Source organism: Arsenicicoccus piscis, from assembly GCF_022568835.1.
Lineage (GTDB): Bacteria > Actinomycetota > Actinomycetes > Actinomycetales > Dermatophilaceae > Arsenicicoccus > Arsenicicoccus piscis.
Genome location: NZ_JAKZHV010000006.1, coordinates 60,009 through 79,289, shown reverse-complemented (window position 1 = coordinate 79,289; position 19,281 = coordinate 60,009). Strand labels below are relative to the sequence as shown.

The following is a 19,281-nucleotide window of genomic DNA, read 5'->3' as shown; positions in this document are numbered from 1 at the left end:
GAGCCGGCCGGGCTGCACGAATGGGTCCGAACGTTGTGCGTCACGCACACGAGTCTGGGGGCGCCCGCGGAGTAGGGCAAGAAGCACCGTCAGGCGTCCGCCACTCGAGACGTCGAGCAACGCGTACCAGCGCGTCGAGTTGGCGGACGTGGCGTTGACGCGGCTCCTACGACGCCCGCCCGGGTAGTGAGTGCTCATGGTCATGCAAACCCATGTCAGCGATCTGCCCTGCGCAGCCATCTGCGATCGGGCGAGGCGCGCGAGGCGACCTACTCCGCCATCGCCTACGGCGGCCTGCTCCTGGTCGCCGCGGGCCTGTCCCAGATGGTGATGTGGAACTGGGGCCTCATCAACGGAGCCGCCAACGCCAAGGACGACGCAGCGCTGCATACCCTCAGCTTCGTGGGCTTCTTCGGCTTCGCCGGTATGGGCATCGGCATCACGACCACCTTCCTGGCCACCGGACTGGCAGGAATTGTCAAGGGACAGTGGGACTTCCCTGTGGGCGGACGGTAGATCTCCTTGGTGGCGGACAGTTCATCTCCTTGTCTGCGGTCAGCTGATCTCCTGTGGTTGGTCAGGTCAGGGGGATCACCCCGCGTCCTGTGGTGGCCTCGGCCAGGCGTAGTGAGGTGCCCTCGGTGATGATGACGTGGGCGTGGTGCAGGAGTCGGTCGACGGCGGCGGTGGCCAAGGTCTTGGGCATGATGGTGTCGTAGCCGGAGGGGTAAATGTTGCTGGTCACGGCCAGGGAACGGCGTTCGTAGGTGGCGTCGACGAGTCGGTAGAACGCCTCGGCGGCGGCTTGCCCGGAGGGCAGCATGCCGATGTCGTCGACGACGATGAGCTCGGCCCTGGTGATCTTGGCCAGGACCTTGCTGACCGTGCCGTCGACCGCGGCCCGCCCGATCGCGGTGGTGAGGGACTCCAGGGTGAACCAGGACACCCGCATGCCTTCGTCGATGACCTTGTGTGCCAGGGCCTCCACGAAGTGGGTCTTGCCGGTTCCGGAGGGGCCGCTGATGGCGAGGTTCTCGGCGCGGTGGACCCATTCCAGCGCGGCCAGGGCGGACTGGGTCGGGGTCGGGATGGAGGAGTCGGCCTCGCGCCAGGAGGCGAGGGTCTTCCCGGCGGGTAGTCCGGCGGCCTTGCGGCGCATCGCTTTGGTGGCCTGGTCGCGGCCGCGGATTGCAGCGTAGTTGAGTCCCCGATAGTGGTGTAGCGCGGTCGCCGTGATCGTCGCCGGCGTGTACGCCGGACGTAGACGCGGCCACCGCGTGATCCTTCGAGTTCACCTCCTACAGCTCACTCGAACGGAGTCATCACGATGACCGCACCACACATTGTCGACCCTGCACGCCTGCTCGGCGAAGCTCTCGCCGAAGCGTCGCCGGATCTGATGCGCCAGTTGTTGCAGACGATGATCAATGCCCTGCTGTCCGCGGATGCCGATGCTGTCGTGGGCGCTGAGTACGGCCGCCCCAGCCCGGGCCGGACCGCGCAGCGCAACGGCTACCGCCACCGCGACCTGGACACCCGCGTCGGGACCCTCGAGGTGGCGATCCCCAAGCTGCGCAAGGGCACCTACTTCCCCGAGTGGCTCCTCGAGCGCCGCAAGCGTGCCGAGACCGCTCTCATCACCGTCGTGGCCGACTGCTACCTCGCCGGCGTGTCCACGCGGCGGATGGACAAGCTGGTCAAGACCCTCGGCATCGACTCACTGTCCAAGTCGCAGGTCTCAAGGATGGCCGCTGAGCTCGACGAGCACGTCGAGCAGTTCCGCCACCGGCCGTTGGACGCAGCTGGGCCGTTCACGTTCGTCGCCGCGGACGCGTTGACCATGAAGCTCCGCGAAGGCGGGCGGGTGATCAACGCCGTCGTGCTGCTGGCCACCGGCGTGAACGGCGACGGGCACCGCGAGGTCCTCGGTATGCGAGTGGCCACCGCTGAGACCGGCCCAGTCTGGAACGAGTTCTTCGCCGACCTGGTTGCCCGCGGCCTGACCGGGGTCCGTCTGGTCACCAGCGATGCGCACGCCGGCCTGGTCGAGGCGATCGCAGCCAACCTACCCGGAGCCTCGTGGCAGCGCTGCCGCACCCACTACGCCGCCAACCTCATGTCGGTGACCCCGAAGTCGATGTGGCCCGCGGTCAAGGCGATGCTGCACAGCGTGTACGACCAGCCCGACCGACCCGCGGTCCACGCCCAGTTCGACCGACTCCTGGACTACGTCGCCGACAAGCTGCCCGAGGTCCACGACCACCTCGACGGCGCCCGCGCCGACATCTTGGCCTTCACCGGCTTCCCCAAAGACGTGTGGACCCAGATCTGGTCCAACAACCCCGCTGAACGCCTCAACCGCGAGATCCGGCGCCGCACCGACGCCGTCGGGATCTTCCCGACCCGCCCAGCGATCGTGCGGCTCGTCGGAGCCGTCCTGGCCGAGCAGACCGACGAATGGGCCGAAGGCCGCCGCTACCTCGGACTTGAGGCACTCGCCCGCTGCCGCGTCAACATCGTTCCCACCACCCAACCCGAGATCGGAGCCGATGACCTACCAGCCTTGACCGCCTGACCAATCCAGAGGGAGAACGCAGCGCTACACCACTACCCGGGACTTGACCTGCAGCGTTCGGGGTTTGGTGCCGCATCGTTTCCGGTCAGGAAGGATGTAGTCATGCCGAAGAAGTTTGATCCCGCGTTGAAGGAGCGGGCCGTGCGGATGGTCCTGGAGCAGGCCAAGGACGCCGGTTCGGTCTCGAAGGCCTGTGAGCTGGTCGGCGCCCGGGAGGGCGTGGGCAAGGAGACGGTGCGGGGGTGGGTCCGCGCCGCCAAGGCTGATGCCGGGACCGGGCCTGGCCCCTCGAGCGAGGAAGCCGCGCAGGTCAAGACCCTCAAGGCGCGGGTCCGGTCGCTGGAAGAGGAGAACGCGATCCTGCGTTCCGCAGCGACCTTCTTCGCGGGGGAACTCGACCCCCGACGCCGATGATCGTCGACTTCATCGACGAGCAGCGGGCCGCTGGCCACGCGGTCGAGTCGATCTGCGCAGTGCTCACCAGTCTGGGCGCGCCGATCGCCGCGAGGACCTACCGAGCCGCCAAGGCAGCCCGGGAACCGTCGCCGGGTGTGCTCCGTCTGGCGTACCTGATGAATGAGATCCATACCCGCGCGTTCGTCCTGCACCCCGCCACGGGCGGCTACCGGCTGCGACCCGAGGGCTTGTACGGGCGTCGGAAGATGACTGCACTGGTCCGCAGATCGACCCCCAACGCCTCGCGCGGCAGCGTCGACCGGGCGATGAGAACTCTTGGGTTGCAGGGCGTCCGGCGCGGACGAGGCGTCCGGACCACGGCCCCGGCCAAGGATGGTCGGCGCGCTGGAGACCTGCTCGACCGCAACTTCACCGCAGACGCACCGAACCGCACCTGGGTCATGGACTTCACCTAATGGTGGAGCCACCCCAGGTGGCGGCTCCTGGCAGGGGCCACTGAGATTTCACCGACCCGTGGGGTCGATGCTGGTCGTGAGCTGCTGGCGGGTGTCCACTCACCTGTGCTTCACCAAGGCTCGGCCGTGCCGAGGTTTCTTAACGTAGACGGTGGCCCTGCCAGTCGCCCGGGACCAGATCATCGGCTTGTGAGATGCCGCGCCCCCGAGCGCTTCCATTAGGTCGCCGTGCTCGTCCCGATGCTCATCACCGGCCCGACCGTCGGGCCAGGACGAAGGGACGAGGAGAACTGAATGGGATCTGTCACGGTCGGGATCGACTGGGCTGAGGGCCACCACGACGTCGCCGTCATGGACGAGACCGGCTCCGTCGTCGGCAAGGCCCGGATCGACACCGGAGTCGCCGGCGTCACCGAGCTGCTCGCGTTGATCGCCGAGCACGGCGGCTCGCCCGAGCAGAGCCCGGTCGGCATCGAGACCGACAAGAACCTGCTCGCCGACGTGTTGCGCACCGACCGCCACCTGCACCGACCGATGCCCGCGATCAGCGAGCAGGGGCTTGCCCTTGAAGGCGTTGGCGCGTCAGCACCAGGAAGCGATCTGGGCATGGCACGACGTCCTCAACCGTCTGCGATCGCTGCTCCTGGAGTTCTACCCCCAGGCACTTGTGGCCTTCCCTAGCCTCAAGCACAAGGCCGCCATCGAGGTCCTGGGCCTCGCCCCGACCCCGACGAGAGCCAAGGCCCTGACCCGCCGACGCCTCGCCGCGGCCCTGCACCGCTGCGGGCGCCGCAACGACCCCACCCTGGTCGATCAGCTCCTCACGGCACTCCGCGCAGACGGCCTCGCCCAGCCGCCCGCCGTCGAAGCAGCCCTCGGCACGGCAGCCGCTCAGCTGATCGCCGTGGCCAAGACGATGAGCACCGGTGTCAACGAGCTCGAAGCCGCCCTGAGGGCCGCGTTCACCGAGCACCCCCAAGCAGCGATCGTGGCCAGCGCGCCAGGACTCGGACCGGTCCTGGCCGCGCGCGTCCTGGCCGAGATCGGCGACGACCCCACCCGATTCCCCACCGCAGCAGCCCTGCGCTGCTACGCCGGCACCGCACCGGTCACCAAGGCATCCGGCAGATCCCGCTACGTCAAGGCGCGCAGAGTGAGGAACAAGCGGCTGGGCGACGCCTGCCATTGGTGGGCCTTCGCCACCTTGACCCGCTCGCCAGCAGCCCGTACCCACTACGACGCCCGCCGCGCCGCCGGCGATCACCACAACGCTGCCTTGCGCAACCTCGCGAACAAGCTCCTCGGCAAACTCTGGTGGTGCCTGACGCATGGGCTGGAATGGGACGAGACCACCGCCTGGCCCGATCATCCACGGGGCGCCCTGTCGACCGCAGCCTGACCCCCGGCTTGACCGCTGACTCGCGTGGGATGTCCATGTGCGGACCTGGACAGGGATTCGTGTACGTCTCGTTCATCGTGGACGTGTACGCCCAGAAGATCGTGGCCTGGCACGCATCGACGTCCAAGAGCACCGACCTGGTGATGACACCCCTGCGGATGGCGTTGTGGGAGCGTGACCGCGACGCGAACCCACCGGACCCGCACGAGCTGATCCACCACTCCGACGCCGGCAGCCAGAACACCTCGATCCGGCTGACCGAGCACCTGGCCCTGCAAGACATCAGGCCCTCGATCGGCACGGTCGGCGACGCCTACGACTGCGAGCATCGTGACTGCGCCACCATTTGGGGTCTGACCCTTGCTTATGACCGGCCCTGCGGGTGCCCTCGCGTTGACGTGTCGGCCCCGGGTGGTGGCGTTCACCAGGCTGCTGGCCGGGTGGGCAGTGACCTGATAGGAGCCTGACTCGACCAGGGCCTCATCGCAGTCCTGTCCGCCCACTCCGGCCAGCTGAGCCATGGACAGCCCGCCCGGAAAGTGCGAGAGAGGATCCACAGCCCGATGCCCAGCATGCAGCTTCGGCGTGACGATGTCATCGTCGGCGTCGACACCCACAAGGACAACCACGTAGCGGTCGCGATCGACGGCTTTGGCGGCCGGCTCGGCGACATCGTCGTGCCCACCACCATCGCCGGGTTTGAGGAGCTCCTCGCCTTCTGTCTGGCCTTCGTCGGGTCGGCCGGTCGGCTGATCGGGTTCGGCGTCGAGGGCACCGGCTCCTACGGGGTCGGCTTGGCGCGCTACCTGCGCAACCACGGTCACGACGTCCACGAGATCGCCCGCCCAGCACGGGCCGCGGAACGTCGACTCGCAGGGAAGAACGACACCATCGATGCCGAGCACGCTGCACGCCAGCTCCTGGCTGGGCACGGGCTGTCGACACCCAAGACCGCCGACGGCGCGGTCGAAACGATCAGGCTGGTCAAGATCGCCTACGACGGTGCCGTTCAAGCGCGGACAACCGCGATGATCACGCTCAAGGCGACCCTCGCGACCGGGAGCGAGGCGTTGCGGGCGGAGCTGGAGACGCTCACCGACCACAAGCTGATCCTCGCGTGCGCGGCGCTGGAGGGTCCGACTCCACAGCCGCCCGTGCGCCGTGGCGCACCTGCCGTTGTTGTGCCGGGCGACCCGGATGTGGCGATGCGACACGTGCTGTCCTCGATGGCGAAGCGTTGGCTGGCGCTGCACGAGGAGGCCAAGGCTCACGCCGCATCACTGAAGGCACTCACTGCGGCCGCTGCGCCCCAGCTCGTCGAGGCCGTCGGCGTCGGCTACGACACTGCGGCACAGATGCTGATCACCGCCGGCGACAACGCCAACCGGATCAAGTCCGAGGCAGCGTTTGCCAAGACGTGTGGCGCGTGCCCGATCCCGGCTGGATCCGGCAAGACCAACAGCCGGCACCGTCTGTACCGCGGCGGGAACCGGCAGGCCAACGCCGCGCTGTATCGCGTGGTCATCGTGCGCATGCGCTGGCATCAGCCGACGATCGACTACGTGGCCCGTCGCACCGCCGAGGGCATGTCGAAGCGGGAGATCATCCGGTGCCTGAAGCGGTACCTCGCTCGCGAGCTCTTCCGCCTGCTGCCGGCCCCGGACGCCATCGCCAAGCCCGTTAATGGAGAGCTCGAAATCGCGGCCTGATCGACTTGACGATCTATAGGAGCATCAACGCGCTCATGGAGTCGATCAACGGCCTCTACAAGACCGAGTGCATCCGCGCGACGGTCTTCGGGCCCGGAGAGCGCCAGTACAAGACCCTCAGTCGGTCTAGGGACTCAGGAGGATCTGCGTCGCGGCAGTGGACCGCATCACATCTGGGCCGGCGCCCCTACCCACCAGGTAGACCGTGGGGCATGGTTCTACTCACGAGTAACCTTTTCGATCGAGCGGCAGGAGCGCCCCATGACCACCGCAGTTCTCGGCACCGGCTCGTACCTTCCCCAGCGTGTCGTCTCCAACGACGAGATCGGCCCCGCGGCCGGCGTCGACGACGCGTGGATCCAGGCCAAGACCGCCATCCGCACGCGCTGCTACGCGGCTGAGCACGAGGCCACGTCCGACCTCGCCACCGTCGCCGCGCAGGAGGCCCTCGAGCGGGCCCAGCTGACGCCGGACGACCTGTCCTTCATCGTGGTGGCGACGTCGACGCCGGACCACCTGCAGCCGCCGACGGCGGCGTTCGTGCAGCACAACCTGGGGGCGCACAACGCGTTCGCCTTCGACACCAACGCCGTCTGCAGCGGCTTCGTCTTCGCGCTCGCGACGGCCGAGCGCATGCTGCGCGACCGGGAGGACTACGCGCTCGTCGTGGGTGCCGACACCTACTCGCGCATCCTCAACCCGGCCGACCGACGCACCGTGATCCTGTTCGGCGACGGGGCCGGCGCGGCGGTGCTCGGCCCCAGCCGTGGCGGGGCCGAGATCACGAGCACCCGGCTGCACACCTTCGGCGCCCTCAACGACAAGATCCTGGTGCCGGCGGGCGGCAGCCGACTGCCGATGCAGGCCCACCACCGGGAGACCGGTGAGGCCTACTTCCAGATGCAGGGGCGCGACGTGAAGGACTTCGTGCTGGGCGAGCTGCCGCCGCTGGTCGCGGACTACCTCGCCGACGAGGGCCTCACCCCGGCCGACATCGACCACTTCGTGCCCCACCAGGCCAACGGCATGATGCTCGACGACCTGGTCGTCGAGCTCGGCCTCGAGCACGCCACGGTGCACCGCACCCTGGAGACCTACGGCAACACCGGTGCGGCATCGGTGGGCGTGACGCTCGACCACGCGGCCCGCGAGGGTGCGCTGCGTCCGGGTGACACGGTGCTGCTCGCCGGCTTCGGCGGCGGGATGGCTGCGGGGCTGGCGCTGCTGCGCTGGTGAGGCGCCCACCGCCCGCGCCTCACGCCGCGAGGTAGCGCTCCAGCATCTGGTTCAGCTCGCTGACGATCGCCTCGTTGTCGTCGCGCGCCCACAGGATGGGAGCGCCGACGACGAAGGCCTGCGCCGTCAGCACGATCATCACGGCCGCCGAGTCGGCGTCGAGCGGGCGGATGGAGCCGTCGGCGTGCCCCTCGCCGATCATCTGCACGATGAGGTCGGCGGCGTCGCGCTGGCTCGCCCCGAACCGCTCGAGGGTGTACTGCCCGAAGAACTGCGGGTCGTGCTCGCGCAGCGCGCACAGCAGCGGCGAGCCGCCGAGGAAAACCACGCAGCCGGTGATGGCCGAGACGAGCCGGTCCCGGGCAGTCTCCCCCGCCGCCTGCTGCATGATCGACTCGAGATAGCTGCGCATGAGCCGGTTCATCGCCTCGCGCACAGTGTTCTTCACGTCGCCGAACTGTCGGTAGACCGTCATCCGGCTGACCTCGGCGCGGGCGGCGATGTCGGTGGCCGTCGTGCGGCGGGGACCGTTTGAGACAATGGCGTCGATCGCCGCGTCAAGGATGCGCTCCTCGGCGGTACGCCCTCCACCCGGTTGGCTCACACGCGCATCGTAAAGTCTCCGGAGACGTCCATGAGTCACCCCGCCGCTGGCGCCACCCGCCATCTCGTCGTGCACCCCCGCAGCCGGGTTGCGCGCAACGCCGCGCGGCTCGATGCCCTGGTCGCGGCGCTGGCCGCAAGCCCCACCGAGACGGTCACCGTGCACCGCTCGCGCAGCCTCGCGGACGTCACCGCCTACGTGGCGGCGTGCGCGGCGGACGACGTCGTCGCGGTGGTCGGCGGGGACGGCATGCTGGGTGCGGCGTTCGCGGGGGCGGCGCGGTCCGGTGCCGTGATCCTCCCGCTGCCCGGTGGCAGCGGCAACGACCTGTGCCGTCACCTGCGCATCCCCTCCGACGCGCTGACGGCAGCCCGGGCAGCCAGGGCCTGGTCGCCGTCACCGATCGACCTGCTCGACGTGGGCGGCCGGACCTGCGTGACGGCCCTCCTGCTCGGCTACCTGCAGCGGGTGAGCGACCGCGGGGCGCGGCTTCGCCCACGGCACCGGGGGGTCTACGTGACGGCGGCGGTGCTCGAGCTGTTCTCGTCGCGGCCCGAGCAGGTGACGCTCACGGCCGGCGCCGAGCGCAGCTGGACCGGCCCCGTCTGGTTCGTCGCTGTCGCCAGCACCAGCGCGGTCGGTGGTGGGGTGCGGCTGGCGCCGTCGGCGCGCCACGACGACGGCGCCCTGGAGCTGGTCGTCGTCCGCGCCTGCGGTAGACCGCTCGCCGACACGGCACGGCTGGTGACCACCCTGCTCGCGGCCTTGGCGGGCCGCGTCGACCGGCTGCCGTGGGTGAGCACGGTGCCGGTCCGCAACGTGCGGATCGAGGCCAAGGTCCCAGGGCTGCTGAGCGCGGACGGTGAGCCGATGGGGTCTACCCCGGCCGTGATCCGGGTCCGCGCAGGGGCCGCCCGGGTGCTCGCACCCGGACGGCCCTGACGCGCTGCTCGGCGCTCAGAGCTCAGCGCCAGACGAGATCAGATGCCGCGGGCGACCTGCACGACCGTCGGGCGCGGCCCGGCGAAGGTGCCCGGCGCGTTGACTTTGGTGTAGTCCGGGAAGGCCGAGTGCTGGTCGGCCCAGGAGCCGTCCTCGCCCGGGTGCTGGACCGCGACGAACACCGAGCCGTCCCGGTCGTGGATGACGGGGCCGCAGGTCTCGGCCTCGCGGGGCACGGCGAGGAACTGGGTGACCTTGCCGCGCTCGTCGCCGTTGAGCACGACCTGGAAGAGGCCGTCGTTGTACTTCAGCGTCGACGGCATGCCGTCGGTCGAGATCCACAGGTCACCCGCCGAGTCGAAGGCGAGGTTGTCCGGGCACGAGATCGGTGCGACCGGGCCCTGGTAGCCACCGAAGTAGGTGCCGGCGGTCTTCGGGTCACCGCAGACGAGCAGCAGGTTCCAGCTGAACGCCGTGCCGGTGTGGTCGCCCGACGTCTCGATGATCTCGACGACGTGGCCGTCCTTGTTGGCGTTGCGGGGGTTGGCCTCGTCGGGACCCGGCTTGCCATCCTTGCCGCGGTCGGTGTTGTTGGTGCAGGCGACATAGATCTTGCCGGTGGCGAGGCTCGGCTGGACGTCCTCGGGACGGTCCATCTTGGTCGGCCCCTGACCGTTGCTGCCGACGGCCGCATCGGCGGCGAGGCGGGTGTAGACGAGGACCTCCTCGATCGAGAAGCCCTTGACCATCGACCGGCCGTTCTTGGTGAGCGGGATCCACTCACCGGTGCCGTCGTAGACCCCGTCGGCCGCGCCGTCGCCGCGGAACTGGGCGACGAACAGGTCTCCCTCGGACAGCAGGTGCAGGTTGTGGCGACGCGCCCGGCGCGAGCTGCTGTGGTCGTAGCGCTTCTTGGAGACGAACTTGTAGACGTAGTCGAACCGCTCGTCGTCACCCATGTAGGCCACCGCGTGACCGGAGCGGGAGATGATGATGTTGGCACCCTCGTGCTTGAACCGACCCATGGCGGTGTGCTTGACCGGCGTCGAGGTCGGGTCCTCCGGGTCGACCTCGACGATCCAGCCGAAGCGGTTGGGCTCGTTGCGGAAGTCGGCCGTGCGGGCGTCCCACCGGGGGTCAACCGTGTGCCAGCCGCGGGTGTCCTGGGTCGCGGAGAGGCCGTAGCGCTTCTCGCGCGCGTCGGTGCCCCCGGCCACGAAGTACTGGTTGAAGTTCTCCTCGCCCGACACCACGGTGCCCCACGGGGTGGTGCCGCCCGAGCAGTTGTTCATCGTGCCGCGCACCGTGCGCCCGGTGGGGTCGGCCTTGGTGCGCAGCAGCGGGCTGCCGGCGGCCGGGCCGTCGACCGCGAACGGCGTGTCCAGGGTGATCCGCCGGTTCCGCGCCCCGCCCTGCACGTAGACCCATCGGCCGCCCCGCGAACGACGGGTCAGCTCGACGATCGACAGGCCGTGGGCGGCCCAGGCCGTCTCGATGGCCTCGGTCTTGTCCATGGTGGGCGGGAACATGATGCCCTCGTTGGTGTACTCGTGGTTGCACACGAGCAGCCCGCGCCGACCGCCCCGCTCGACGATGATGTCGGTGTAGTCGTTGTTGTAGCCGAACTGCTGGGCCTGCGCCGCGGCGCTCTGGTTGGTGGCGTCGAAGGCGGGTGCGCCGGCGAGGATCGGGTCGCCCCAGCGGATGATCGGGCGCCAGGAGAAGCCGCTCGGCACGGTGAGCGCGTCGACCGTCGCAGCCACCGGGGCGATGCCGGTGTAGCGCAGCCCCTTGCGGCGCCGGGCCAGGTCACCGGCGTCGGCGGCGACCCCGCTGGCCTGCGCGGGCGGCTGCGGCCCGGCCACCAGGGCGAGCGCGAGGGCACCGCTGACACCGAGGACCGAGCGGCGGCTGACGGCCGCGCTGGCGATGTCGGCGAAGGTCGGGTTGCTGGACACGTTGGGTGCGGGGTGGAAGCACGCGTTCGCGCAGCGCAGCTGGCAGGTCACGGCGCTGCGGTTGCCGTGGGTGAGGCCGGCCATCGGCAAGGAGGTGCGCTGCTCGGGGGCGGAGGACTGGGGCACGGGGGCTACTCCTTCGGGGCTGCTCCGGGCACGCGGTCCGGAGCGAGGCGAATTCGGACGAACGCGACAGAGGCGTCGTTCTCTCGACCGAACCTAGGAGCCGACCCCCAACACGGCTCCATCGCCCGACGACGGGCAGGTGAACACCCTGTGAATCCGCTGAGGCCTCAACGCGGCGTGTCGCCGTAGAAGAGCTCGTCGACGACCGCTCGGGCGTGCCGCGCGCTGCGCAGGTAGGCGTCGACCATGGCCTGTCCCTCGCCCGGTGCCCGACCGATCAGTCGACCCACCCCGTCGGCGTCGCGCAGGTCGCTCGGCACGGACTCCATCGCCCGCCCGCGCCACACCATGCCGGCGTCGCGGATCGCCGAGGCCATCGACCAGGCGGCGGTCAGCTCCTGCGCCTGCTCGGTGGTGACCAGTCCCGCCTCGCACGCCGCCCGCAGCGCCGGCAGCGTCGAGGTCGTGCGCAGCCCGGGGACCTCGTGGGCGTGCTGCAGCTGCAGCACCTGCACGGTCCACTCGACGTCGGAGAGCCCGCCCGTGCCCAGCTTGAGATGGGTGCGCCGGTCGGCGCCGCGAGGCAGTCGCTCGGACTCCATCCGCGCCTTGAGCCGGCGGATGTCGCGCAGCTCGTGGCTGGTCAGGCCGTCGGCGGGGTAGCGCAACGGATCGATCAGGGCGACGAACGCGGCCGCGAGGTCGGGGTCCCCCGCGACCGGTGCCGCCCGGACCAGTGCCTGCCGCTCCCAGGTCGCGGCCCAGCGCTCGTAGTAGCTGCGGTAGGAGTCCAGGCTGCGCACCAGCGGGCCGTTCTTGCCCTCGGGACGCAGGTCCACGTCGAGGCCCAGTGCCGGCTCGGGCCCCGAGATCGCGAGCAGGCGGCGCAGCTCCTGCACCACCAGCGAGGCGCGGCGCTGCAGCTCGGCGTCGTCGGGCCGGGGATCGTGCTCGGAGTCGCCATCAGAGCTAGGCCCGGGGTCGTGCACGAGCATCACGTCGGCGTCGCTGGCGTAGCTCATCTCGCCTCCGCCGAGGCGCCCCATCCCGACGACCATCAGCGCCGTCCCGAGCGGTTCCCCGAGCTCGGTCTCGACCGCACGGGTCGCGAGCTGCAGCGCGGCACCGATCGTGCTCGCGGCGATGTCGGTCAACGCATGGCCGACCTCCTCCAGGTCCAGGAGGTCTACGACGTCCATGACGATGACGCGGAACAGCTCCTGGCGACGGACCGTGCGCACCGCCTCGAACGCCTCCGCCGGGGAGTCGTAGCGCGCGAGCGCCGCGGCCATCGTGGCGTCCAGCTGGTCGCGGGTGCGCCGACGCAGCCCGCCCGGCAGACCCAGGATCTGGGCGCTGGTCGGCGAGCGCTCGAGCAGCTGGGCGGCGAACCGGCTGGAGGACAGCACGTGTGCGAGTCGCTCGGCGGCGTCGCCCTCGTCGCGCAGCATCTTGAGATACCACGGCACGGTGCCGAGCTCGTCGCTGACCTTGCGGAACGCCAGCAGACCGGCGTCGGGGTCGGCGCCGCTCGCGAACCAGCCGAGCATGACCGGCAGCAGGGTGCGCTGGATGGCGGCCGTGCGGGACACCCCGTCGGTGAGCGCCTCGATGTGCCGCAGCGCGCCCTTGGGGTCGCGGAAGCCGAGGGCTGCGAGCCGTTCCTCGGCGGCGGCGGGGGTGAGCCGCAGCTCGTCCGCGCCGAGGCGGGCCACCGCGCTCAGCAGCGGCCGGTAGAACAGTCGCTGGTGCAGGGAGCGCACCTCGCGGGCGCGTCGCTGCCACTGCTCGACGATCGCCTTGTCGGGCTCGCTCGTGAGGCCCATCGAGCGGCCGAGGCGACGCAGCTCGTCGTCGCTGGTGGGGACCAGGTGGGTGCGCCGGAGCCGGTGCAGCTGGATGCGGTGCTCCATCGCGCGCAGGAAGCGGTAGGCCTCGTCGAGGACCGCGGCGTCCTCGCGGCCGATGTAGCCGCCGTCGGCCAGGGCGGCGAGCGCGTCGAGGGTGGTGCGGCTGCGAAGGGAGTCGTCGCTGCGCCCGTGCACGAGCTGCAGCAGCTGCACGCTGAACTCGACGTCGCGCAGGCCGCCCGGGCCGAGCTTGAGCTGGCGCTCGGCCTCCCGGGCCGGCACGTGCTGCTCGACCCGGCGCCGCATGGCCTGGACGTCCTCGACGAAGTTCTCGCGGGCCGAGGCCTGCCACACCATCGGGGTGATCTCGTCGAGGTAGCGCTCGGACAGCTCACGGTCCCCCGCGACGTGCCGGGCCTTGAGCAGCGCCTGGAACTCCCAGGTCTTGGCCCAGCGCTCGTAGTAGCTCTTGTGGCTGCGCACGGTCCGCACCAGCGGCCCCTGCTTGCCCTCCGGGCGCAGGGCCGCGTCCACCGGCCACAGCGTGCCCTCGGCGGTGGCCGTCGCGCACGCGCGCATGATCGCGCTGGCCCAGTGGGTGCCGACGGTCATCGCCCGGGCCTCGGCGTCGCCGTCGACGTCACCGGCGGCGTCCGTGGGCCCGTCGGCATCGCCAGGGTGACCCACCGGCTCGCAGACGAAGATGACGTCGACGTCGGAGACGTAGTTGAGCTCGCGGCCGCCGCACTTGCCCATGCCGATGACCGACAGCCGCACGCTGTCGGCGTCCGGCCCCACCTCGGCGCGGCCGATGACCCAGGCCGCCTCGAGCGCCGCGGCGGCGAGGTCGGCGAGCGAGCGGGCCGTGTCGGGCAGCGCGTCGACCGGCGACGGCGCGGTCAGGTCCAGCGCCGCGATGCCGATGAGCTCGCGCCGGTAGGCCACCCGTAGCGCGTCCAGCGCGGCGGCGGTCTCGCGTCCGGTGACCGCGTCGACGAGCACGGCGGTGAGCTCGCGGTCGCTGAGCCGCCGCGCGTCCGCCGCCGAGGACCAGTGCTCGGGATGCGCGGCGAGGTGGTCGGCGAGCGCCGTCGAGGCGCCCATGACCGCGAGCAGCCGATCCCGGGCCACCCCGGGGCGGGCCAGCGCGTCGGTGAGCGCCGAGAGGTGGCTCCCCGAGCTGCGTTGCAGGCCTTCCATCAGCCGGACGAGGGCGAGCAGCGCGAGGTCCGGGTCGGCGACCGCGCCGAGGGCCTGGGCCAGCCCGCCCACGACGACGTCCTCGCCCTCGAGCGCCAGCCCGGCGAGGCACGGGTCCCGCAGGAAGCGCTCCGCCCGGGCGGGGTCATGGAAGCCCAGGCGCGCAAGGGCCGCGTGGGCTGTGCTGGTGCGGGGATTCGGCACGGCGTCGCCTCAGCGCGGGGTCACAGGCGCGGCAGCAGCCGCTCGAGCTCGAACGGGGTCACCTGGGTGCGGTAGTCGACCCACTCCTGGCGCTTGTTGCGCAGGAAGTAGTCGAAGACGTGCTCCCCGAGCGTCTCGGCGACGAGGTCGGAGCGCTCCATGACCGTGACCGCCTCGTGCAGCGAGGTGGGGAGCGCGTCGATGCCGAGAGCTCTACGCTCGCCGTCGGTCAACGACCACACGTCGTCCTCGGCCTCGTCCGGCAGCTCGTAGCCCTCCTCGATGCCCTTGAGCCCGGCGGCGAGCAGCACCGCGAAGGCGAGGTAGGGGTTGCAGGCCGTGTCCAGCGTGCGGACCTCGACGCGGGTGGCCTGACCCTTGCTCGGCTTGTACATCGGGATGCGCACCATCGCCGAGGAGTTGTTGTGCCCCCAGCTGACGAATGCCGGCGCCTCGCCGCCGCCCCAGAGGCGCTTGTAGGAGTTGACCCACTGGTTGGTGATCGCGGTGATCTCGGCGGCGTGGCGCAGCAGGCCGGCGATGAACGCGCGGCCCGTCTTGGAGATCTGGTAGCGCGCGCCCGGCTCGTAGAACACGTTGGTGTCGCCCTCGAACAGGGACAGGTGCGTGTGCATCCCGGACCCTGGGTACTCCATCAGCGGCTTGGGCATGAACGAGGCGAAGACGCCGTGCTCGTAGGCGACCTCCTTGATGACCGTGCGGAAGGTCATGATGTTGTCCGCCATCGTCAGGGCGTCGGCGTAGCGCAGGTCGATCTCGTTCTGACCCGGCGCTGCCTCGTGGTGGCTGAACTCGACGGAGATGCCCATCGACTCGAGCATCGTGATCGCGGCCCGGCGGAAGTCGTGCGCGTGCCCCTGCGGCAGGTGGTCGAAGTAGCCCCCCTGGTCGATCGGCACTGGCTTGTCACCCGGCTTGCGACCCTGCTCGAACAGGAAGAACTCGATCTCGGGGTGGGTGTAGAACGTGAAGCCGAGGTCAGCGGCCTTGGTCAGCGCCCGCTGCAGCACGTAGCGCGGGTCGGCCACCGACGGGGTGCCGTCGGTGTTGAGCAGGTCGCAGAACATCCGGGCCGTGCCGGGGCCCTCGGTGCGCCAGGGCAGCATCTGGAAGGTCGCCGGGTCCGGCTTGGCCAGCATGTCGGCCTCGTAGACCCGGGCGAAGCCCTCGATAGCGGAGCCGTCGAAGCCGATCCCCTCGGCGAACGCGGTCTCGAGCTCGGCCGGTGAGATGGCGACCGACTTGAGCGTGCCCAGCACGTCGGTGAACCACAGCCGGACGAAGCGGACGTCGCGCTCCTCGATGCTGCGCAGGACGAACTCCTCCTGACGATTCATGGCCCGATCCTACGGCCCGCGCCCGACCTCGCCCCCCATTGCCCGCGCCCTGGTGGCGCGGAGTAGGGTCGTGCTCATCGGACCGTAGACGGTCCGACCAGATGAACACCGACGTTCGGATCGAGGTCAGTCATGACAACTCAGAGCAGCGAGGCCGTTGGCGAAGCCGTGGGCACCCCGGTGGAGGTCAGCCGCGTGGTGTCCCAACCCCTGGATGACGTCTGGGCCGCGCTGATGGCCCCCCGTGGCGCGGAGGCTCTCCTCGGCGAGGGCGGGGCGCTCGGCGGCAAGGGCGAGCACTGGCGAGCGTCCGACGGCTCGCACGGCGTCGCCCGCAGCTTCCACCCGCTCGAACAGATCCGGTTCTCCTGGCACGCCGACGAGGACGCTCCCGCGACCCTGGTCGATCTGCACCTCGCCCAGGCCGACGACGGCGGCACCCTCGTGACGCTGGTCCACGACCACCTGCCCGCCGACGCCGACCGGGACGCCCTGCGCCAGCACTGGGAGGACGCCCTCGGCCGGCTCGCCGCCGGCTGAGCCCCGTCCTACTTCTTGGGGGGCTCGTCGCCCTCCCACTCGCGGTCGGCCTGGTCCCACTCCTCGGTGCGCTTGCGCGCCGTGGCGAAGGCGTCGTGCGCCTCCTGCTCGGTGGCGTAGGGACCCATGACGTCCTCGTCCCGGGCCCGGTTGTCGTCGGTCTCCACCTGCTTGGTGACGATGTTGAACCAGTAGGCCATGTCAGCTCCTTCGCGATGTGGCCGCAGCATTGTGGGCTTTGGGACCGGTGCGGCCCGATCCCTAGACTGCACCCTATGTCGATCACCTTCGCCAGCGTGGCTCCCGGGGCGATCAGCGCCCGGCGTCCGGTCCCCGCCTCGATCGCCCGACCGCACTACGTGGACCGGGGCGGCGCGATCCGCGAGGACGGCGACGCGCTGGTCAAGGACGCGGAGACACTGGAGCGGATGCGCGTGGCCGGGCGGATCGCGGCCCAGGCGATGGAGGAGGCCGCGAAGGCCATCGCGCCGGGCGTCACCACCGACGCCCTCGACGCGATCGCGCACGAGTTCATCCTCGACCACGGCGCCTACCCCAGCCCGCTGGGATACAAGGACTTCCCGAAGTCCATCTGCACCAGCGTCAACGAGGTGATCTGCCACGGGATCCCGGACAGCCGCGAGCTGGTCGACGGCGACATCGTGAACCTCGACGTCACCGTGTACATCGAGGGCGTGCACGGCGACACGGACGCGACCTACCCCGTCGGCGAGATCGACGAGCAGTCCCGGCTGCTGATCGAGCGCACCCACGAGGCGATGATGCGCGGCATCAAGGCCGTCCGCCCCGGGCGCGAGATCAACGTCATCGGCCGCGTCATCGCGAGCTACGCCAAGCGGTTCGGCTACGGCGTCGTCAGCGACTACACCGGCCACGGCATCGGCACCGAGTTCCACTCGGGGCTGATCGTCCCGCACTACGACGCCGCGCCCGCCTACAGCACGGTGATGGTGCCGGGCATGACCTTCACCATCGAGCCGATGCTGAACCTCGGTCGCCCCGAGTGGGACCAGTGGGACGACGGCTGGACCGTCGTCACTGCCGACCGCAGCCGCTCCGCGCAGTTCGAGCACACCCTCGTCGTCACCGACACCGGCGCCGAGATCCTGACCCTGCCCTGACCCTCTCGTTTGGGCCCGCACCGAGGTGAACGCCGGGTTAAGGTTGGAGGTATGACGCAGAAGTCTTCACGCCCCCTGGGCATCGACGTGGGTGGCAGCGGCATCAAGGGTGCTCCGGTCAACCTCGAGACCGGCGAGTTCGCGGCCGAGCGGGTGCGCATCGAGACGCCCGAGAAGTCCACGCCCGAGGCCGTCGCCGACGTGATCGCCCAGATCATCGACCAGTTCGACGAGGTCGACGACGACGCACCGGTCGGCATCACCATCCCGGGGGTCGTGACCCACGGCGTGGTGCGCAGCGCCGCCAACATCGACAAGCGCTGGATCGACTTCGACGCCAAGCAGCTGTTCGAGGAGCGCCTCGGGCGCACCGTGCACGTGGTCAACGACGCCGACGCGGCCGGGCTCGCCGAGGTGCGCTACGGCGCTGCGAAGGGCAAGGACGGCTTCGTCATCCTCACCACGCTCGGCACCGGCATCGGCGTCGCCCTGATCTACAACGGCGTGCTGATCCCCAACGCCGAGCTGGGTCACCTCGAGCTCGACTGCCACGACGCCGAGAGCCGCGCCTCCTCGGGGCGCGCGAGGCCGAGGACCTCAGCTACGAGGACTGGGCCGTTCGCCTGCAGCACTACTACAGCCACCTCGAGAACCTGCTCTGGCCGGACCTGTTCGTGGTCGGCGGCGGCATCTCCAAGAAGTCCAAGAAGTTCCTGCCGCTGCTCGACCTGCGCACCCCCATCATCCCGGCCGCGCTGCTCAACACGGCCGGCATCGTCGGGGCGGCCGTGCTCGCCGCCGAGGACGCCACGCAGCGGTAGACCTCTCCCGGCGGGTCAGAAGCGGGCGGGTCAGAAGCGGCGCGGCTCGCCGCCGGCGAGGTCGACGAGCTCCGTGCTGTCGAGGCTGAAGTTGCGCGCGTGGTCGCAGTAGAGCGTGCGGCCCCGCGCCGACAGCAGCGCGTCGTGCACGGGGAACGCGAAGCGGGGGGCGATCCGGCGCACGAACGCGATGGTCTCCTTGCTCGCGCACCACGGCGCGTTGATCGGCAGCGCGAGCACGTCCACGTCGCCCGGGTCGCCGTCGTAGGCGTCCCCGGGGTGGAAGAAGGTCGGCTGCTCCCCCGCCGTGATCAGCACGCCGGTGTTGCCGACGCGGGGCACGAACTCGTTGATGATCGCGTGCTTGCTGCCCACCCCGCGCAGGGTCACCGCGCCGAGCTGGACGACCGTGCCGTCGCTCCACGCCTCGGTGTCCAGGTCGGGGACCATCGCGCGCGCCTGCTCCTCGACGAGCAGCACCGCGTCGGGGTTCGCCCGCACGAGGTCGGGCACGTGCTCGGGATCGAGGTGGTCCGGGTGCTGGTGGGTGACGACGATGGCATCGAGGTCGGTGAGGCCGTGCCAGTCGTCGGAGAACCCACCGGGGTCGACCAGGATCCGCCGGTCCGCGACCTCGACGAGGACGCAGGCGTGTCCGAGGTGGGAGATCGTCAGCGGGCCGGTCGATGAGTCGGGCGACGCGCCGGTCGAGGAACCATGGTCAGCCTGGGAAGCCATCACCCCA

18 protein-coding genes, 2 pseudogenes and 1 other annotated feature are annotated in these 19,281 nt (G+C 70.5%); of the genes and pseudogenes, 13 read left to right on the top strand and 7 right to left on the bottom strand.

What is annotated here, in order from left to right; all coding sequences use genetic code 11:
• Positions 1-186: 186 nt before the first annotated feature.
• Positions 187-516: a hypothetical protein gene (locus tag MM440_RS12035; protein WP_241444551.1), complete on the top strand. Its 330-nt coding sequence runs from the start codon at positions 187-189 to the stop codon at positions 514-516.
• Between the two features lie 61 nt (positions 517-577).
• On the opposite strand, the gene MM440_RS12030 is transcribed toward MM440_RS12035, so the two are convergent.
• The gene (locus tag MM440_RS12030; protein ID WP_284285138.1) at positions 578-1,189 is read right to left on the bottom strand and encodes an ATP-binding protein; all 612 of its coding nucleotides are present in this window, start codon (positions 1,187-1,189) and stop codon (positions 578-580) included.
• Positions 1,190-1,327: 138 nt separating this feature from the next.
• Between MM440_RS12030 and MM440_RS12025 the strand changes: the two genes are divergently transcribed.
• The 8 genes and pseudogenes from MM440_RS12025 to MM440_RS11990 all read left to right on the top strand — a co-directional run bounded on the left by MM440_RS12025 (position 1,328) and on the right by MM440_RS11990 (position 7,791).
• Entirely contained in the window at positions 1,328-2,575 is a 1,248-nt protein-coding gene (locus MM440_RS12025; protein ID WP_241444549.1) for an IS256 family transposase, read from the top strand.
• A gap of 102 nt (positions 2,576-2,677) precedes the next feature.
• Positions 2,678-2,989, top strand: a complete 312-nt coding sequence (locus MM440_RS12020; protein WP_241444548.1) for a transposase — start codon at positions 2,678-2,680, stop codon at positions 2,987-2,989.
• Positions 2,950-3,081 (top strand) — a sequence feature (AL1L pseudoknot). Its footprint overlaps the gene before it by 40 nt.
• Positions 2,986-3,447: a hypothetical protein gene (locus MM440_RS12015; protein ID WP_241444547.1), complete on the top strand. Its 462-nt coding sequence runs from the start codon at positions 2,986-2,988 to the stop codon at positions 3,445-3,447. (Overlaps the previous feature by 96 nt.) Before MM440_RS12020 ends, MM440_RS12015 begins: the two co-directional genes overlap by 4 nt.
• A gap of 294 nt (positions 3,448-3,741) precedes the next feature.
• On the top strand, positions 3,742-4,128 hold the full coding sequence (locus tag MM440_RS12010; protein WP_241444546.1) for an IS110 family transposase: 387 nt from the start codon (positions 3,742-3,744) through the stop codon (positions 4,126-4,128).
• On the top strand, positions 4,115-4,846 hold the full coding sequence (locus MM440_RS12005) for a transposase (RefSeq protein WP_241444544.1): 732 nt from the start codon (positions 4,115-4,117) through the stop codon (positions 4,844-4,846). Before MM440_RS12010 ends, MM440_RS12005 begins: the two co-directional genes overlap by 14 nt.
• A 34-nt stretch (positions 4,847-4,880) precedes the next feature.
• Positions 4,881-5,166: pseudogene (locus MM440_RS12000) on the top strand (DDE-type integrase/transposase/recombinase); the annotation flags it as partial.
• A 243-nt stretch (positions 5,167-5,409) separates the two neighbouring features.
• Positions 5,410-6,555: an IS110 family RNA-guided transposase gene (locus MM440_RS11995; protein WP_241444543.1), complete on the top strand. Its 1,146-nt coding sequence runs from the start codon at positions 5,410-5,412 to the stop codon at positions 6,553-6,555.
• 261 nt (positions 6,556-6,816) lie between these two features.
• Positions 6,817-7,791 carry a 3-oxoacyl-ACP synthase III family protein gene (locus MM440_RS11990; protein ID WP_241444542.1) on the top strand — a complete coding sequence of 325 codons (975 nt, stop codon included), beginning with the start codon at positions 6,817-6,819 and terminating at the stop codon, positions 7,789-7,791.
• 19 nt (positions 7,792-7,810) lie between these two features.
• On the opposite strand, the gene MM440_RS11985 is transcribed toward MM440_RS11990, so the two are convergent.
• Positions 7,811-8,395: a TetR/AcrR family transcriptional regulator gene (locus MM440_RS11985; RefSeq protein ID WP_241444541.1), complete on the bottom strand. Its 585-nt coding sequence runs from the start codon at positions 8,393-8,395 to the stop codon at positions 7,811-7,813.
• A gap of 30 nt (positions 8,396-8,425) precedes the next feature.
• Here MM440_RS11985 and MM440_RS11980 point away from each other — a divergent pair, with 30 nt between their 5' ends.
• Positions 8,426-9,337: a diacylglycerol/lipid kinase family protein gene (locus MM440_RS11980; protein WP_241444540.1), complete on the top strand. Its 912-nt coding sequence runs from the start codon at positions 8,426-8,428 to the stop codon at positions 9,335-9,337.
• Positions 9,338-9,375: 38 nt separating this feature from the next.
• Here MM440_RS11980 and MM440_RS11975 read toward each other — a convergent pair whose 3' ends face one another.
• The 3 genes from MM440_RS11975 to glnA form a co-directional block, all read right to left on the bottom strand.
• A complete protein-coding gene (locus tag MM440_RS11975) occupies positions 9,376-11,379 on the bottom strand; it encodes a PhoX family protein (protein ID WP_241444678.1) in 2,004 nt (667 codons plus the stop codon).
• A 209-nt stretch (positions 11,380-11,588) separates the two neighbouring features.
• Positions 11,589-14,675 (bottom strand): bifunctional [glutamine synthetase] adenylyltransferase/[glutamine synthetase]-adenylyl-L-tyrosine phosphorylase, encoded by a 3,087-nt coding sequence (locus tag MM440_RS11970; RefSeq protein WP_241444539.1) that lies wholly within the window; start codon positions 14,673-14,675, stop codon positions 11,589-11,591.
• 20 nt (positions 14,676-14,695) lie between these two features.
• On the bottom strand, positions 14,696-16,033 hold the full coding sequence (glnA, locus tag MM440_RS11965; RefSeq protein ID WP_241444538.1) for a type I glutamate--ammonia ligase: 1,338 nt from the start codon (positions 16,031-16,033) through the stop codon (positions 14,696-14,698).
• A 132-nt stretch (positions 16,034-16,165) separates the two neighbouring features.
• On the opposite strand from glnA, the gene MM440_RS11960 reads away from it, so the two are divergent.
• Positions 16,166-16,573 carry an SRPBCC family protein gene (locus tag MM440_RS11960; protein WP_241444537.1) on the top strand — a complete coding sequence of 136 codons (408 nt, stop codon included), beginning with the start codon at positions 16,166-16,168 and terminating at the stop codon, positions 16,571-16,573.
• An 8-nt stretch (positions 16,574-16,581) separates the two neighbouring features.
• Here MM440_RS11960 and MM440_RS11955 read toward each other — a convergent pair whose 3' ends face one another.
• On the bottom strand, positions 16,582-16,773 hold the full coding sequence (locus tag MM440_RS11955; RefSeq protein WP_241444535.1) for a methionine aminopeptidase: 192 nt from the start codon (positions 16,771-16,773) through the stop codon (positions 16,582-16,584).
• Positions 16,774-16,848: 75 nt separating this feature from the next.
• Between MM440_RS11955 and map the strand changes: the two genes are divergently transcribed.
• Both map and ppgK read left to right on the top strand, forming a co-directional pair.
• A complete protein-coding gene (gene map / locus MM440_RS11950; RefSeq protein ID WP_241444533.1) occupies positions 16,849-17,715 on the top strand; it encodes a type I methionyl aminopeptidase in 867 nt (288 codons plus the stop codon).
• Between the two features lie 51 nt (positions 17,716-17,766).
• A pseudogene (gene ppgK, locus MM440_RS11945) lies at positions 17,767-18,536 on the top strand (polyphosphate--glucose phosphotransferase).
• A 30-nt stretch (positions 18,537-18,566) separates the two neighbouring features.
• Here the strand turns inward: ppgK and MM440_RS11940 are convergent.
• A complete protein-coding gene (locus MM440_RS11940) occupies positions 18,567-19,274 on the bottom strand; it encodes an MBL fold metallo-hydrolase (RefSeq protein ID WP_241444531.1) in 708 nt (235 codons plus the stop codon).
• Between the last annotated feature and the right edge of the window lie 7 nt (positions 19,275-19,281).

Bases quoted from the DNA above. Each gene is read 5' to 3' on its own strand.
- MM440_RS12025 (WP_241444549.1), top strand. From the start codon at position 1,328: ATGACCGCACCACACATTGTCGACCCTGCACGCCTGCTCGGCGAAGCT.
- MM440_RS12020 (WP_241444548.1), top strand. From the start codon at position 2,678: ATGCCGAAGAAGTTTGATCCCGCGTTGAAGGAGCGGGCCGTGCGGATG.
- MM440_RS12015 (WP_241444547.1), top strand. From the start codon at position 2,986: ATGATCGTCGACTTCATCGACGAGCAGCGGGCCGCTGGCCACGCGGTC.
- MM440_RS12010 (WP_241444546.1), top strand. From the start codon at position 3,742: ATGGGATCTGTCACGGTCGGGATCGACTGGGCTGAGGGCCACCACGAC.
- MM440_RS11995 (WP_241444543.1), top strand. From the start codon at position 5,410: ATGCCCAGCATGCAGCTTCGGCGTGACGATGTCATCGTCGGCGTCGAC.
- MM440_RS11990 (WP_241444542.1), top strand. From the start codon at position 6,817: ATGACCACCGCAGTTCTCGGCACCGGCTCGTACCTTCCCCAGCGTGTC.
- MM440_RS11980 (WP_241444540.1), top strand. From the start codon at position 8,426: ATGAGTCACCCCGCCGCTGGCGCCACCCGCCATCTCGTCGTGCACCCC.
- MM440_RS11975 (WP_241444678.1), bottom strand. From the start codon at position 11,379: ATGGCCGGCCTCACCCACGGCAACCGCAGCGCCGTGACCTGCCAGCTG.
- glnA (WP_241444538.1), bottom strand. From the start codon at position 16,033: ATGAATCGTCAGGAGGAGTTCGTCCTGCGCAGCATCGAGGAGCGCGAC.
- MM440_RS11960 (WP_241444537.1), top strand. From the start codon at position 16,166: ATGACAACTCAGAGCAGCGAGGCCGTTGGCGAAGCCGTGGGCACCCCG.
- MM440_RS11955 (WP_241444535.1), bottom strand. From the start codon at position 16,773: ATGGCCTACTGGTTCAACATCGTCACCAAGCAGGTGGAGACCGACGAC.
- map (WP_241444533.1), top strand. From the start codon at position 16,849: ATGTCGATCACCTTCGCCAGCGTGGCTCCCGGGGCGATCAGCGCCCGG.
- MM440_RS11940 (WP_241444531.1), bottom strand. From the start codon at position 19,274: ATGGCTTCCCAGGCTGACCATGGTTCCTCGACCGGCGCGTCGCCCGAC.